This is a genomic window from Candidatus Woesearchaeota archaeon (genome assembly GCA_003694805.1).
Classification (GTDB): Archaea; Nanobdellota; Nanobdellia; order Woesearchaeales; family J110; genus J110.
Genome location: RFJU01000115.1, coordinates 1 through 1,892 on the forward strand (window position 1 = coordinate 1; position 1,892 = coordinate 1,892).

A 1,892-nucleotide genomic window follows, 5' to 3' on the forward strand; every position below is an offset into this window, starting at 1 on the left:
ATGTCATGGGCGGGTGCGAACTACGAAGACGCGATTGTCATTTCAGAGCGCCTTGTGAAAAACAGCAAGTTTACATCAATTCATGTTGAAGAGTTTGTGGCGTATGTACGCGACACCAAGCTTGGGCCTGAGGTAACGACGTATGATATTCCAAATGTGTCCGAGGCAAAGCTCAAAAATCTTGATGAAGAAGGCATTGTCCGCATCGGTGCGGAGGTTCGCGCAGGTGACATTTTGGTTGGAAAGGTCACACCTAAGGGCGAAACGCAACTTACTCCCGAGGAGCGCCTCTTGCGTTCCATCTTTGGTGAGAAAGCAAAGGATGTGAAAGATACATCGCTCCGTATGGAAGCCGGAAAACGCGGTCGCGTTATCGGTGTTCGCGTGTTCTCGCGCGAAAACGGAGATCAGCTTGAAAGTGGCATTATCAAGCGCATTCACATTGAAGTGGCGCAATTGCGCAACATATCAGTCGGTGACAAGCTCGCCGGTCGCCACGGTAACAAAGGTGTTATCTCTCGCGTGCTTCCGGAAGAAGATATGCCGTTTACCGAGGATGGTGAGCCAATCGACATCATTTTGACACCGCTTGGCGTACCAAGTCGTATGAACTTGGGGCAGATTCTTGAAATGCATCTCGGCCTCGCCGCGGAGGAGTTGGGTTATCAAGCCATCGTGCCGCCATTCTCGGGAACGACCGAGGAAGAGATTATTCAAGAGCTCGAGCAGGCGGGATATCCGCAGAGCGGTAAAATAACGCTCTTTGACGGGCGTACCGGTGAGGCGTTTGATCAGCCAATCGCGGTTGGAAACATGTACATCTTGAAGCTGCACCACATGGTTGAGGACAAGATTCACATGCGCAGTGTCGGACCATACTCCATTACGACACAACAGCCGCTTGGCGGTAAGGCGCAAAACGGTGGTCAGCGCGTCGGAGAAATGGAGGTGTGGGCGTTTCTCGGGTACGGTGCGGCGTATGCGCTGCGGGAAGTGCTCACCATTAAGTCAGACGATATCGTGGGTCGTTCGGCCGCGTTTGACGCTATCGTGAAAGGTGAGCGTATTCGCCAGCCACATGTACCGGCTACCTTCAATGTATTGATTCGTCACTTGCGTGGCTTGGCATTGGATATCAATTTAGAAAAGAGTAATGACAACAACGACTAGCGTATGAAAACAACACACAAAGAAGCCCTCATCAACGATTTCGACAAGGTTACGCTTAAGTTGGCGTCGCCGGAGCGCATTTTGGAGTGGTCACGCGGTGAAGTGACAAAGCCGGAAACCATTAACTATCGCACACAGCGACCGGAACGAAACGGCCTTTTCGACGAGAAAATATTCGGTCCGGAGAAAGATTTTGAGTGTTACTGCGGCAAATATCGAGGCATTCGCTTTAAGGGTATTGTCTGCGAGAAGTGTGGTGTAGAGATAACGCGCAGCGTCGTGCGTCGTGAGCGCATGGGTCACATTGAACTTGCAACACCTGTCGCACACATTTGGTTCCATCGCGGTATTCCATCTCGCATCGCGTTGCTTCTGGGCATATCCGCATCCGATCTTGAGAAAGTGGTGTACTTTGCCGGATACATTATCACCAAAGTATACCCTGAAGAGAAACTGCGTCTGTTGAAGGACTTGGAAAGCGAGTTCAAGGCAAAGGTGAAGGTCGGGAGTGTTGTCATTACAAAGCTTGACGGAACAGCTAAAGGCGGCGGAGCATTAATCGCCTGCGCAATAACAAAAGCCAAAGTAAAGTTTATTGGTGTCGGAGAAAAAATAGACGACTTGGAAGTTTTCAAACCAAAAAACTTCATAAGCAGGTTGCTTGGATTTGGAGATTTGGAAGCTTTGCTTGAGAAAGCAAAAGAAGCAATTCCAGAAGAAAA

General features: G+C 49.8%; 2 protein-coding genes. Both read left to right on the forward strand.

Annotated features, from left to right (window positions below; genetic code table 11):
• A partial coding sequence (locus D6783_04095) for a DNA-directed RNA polymerase subunit beta (GenBank protein RME52659.1) occupies window positions 1-1,170 on the forward strand: 1,170 nt, incomplete at its 5' end.
• Between the two features lie 3 nt (window positions 1,171-1,173).
• The coding region (locus tag D6783_04100; protein ID RME52660.1) for a hypothetical protein at window positions 1,174-1,892 on the forward strand (719 nt) is incomplete at its 3' end.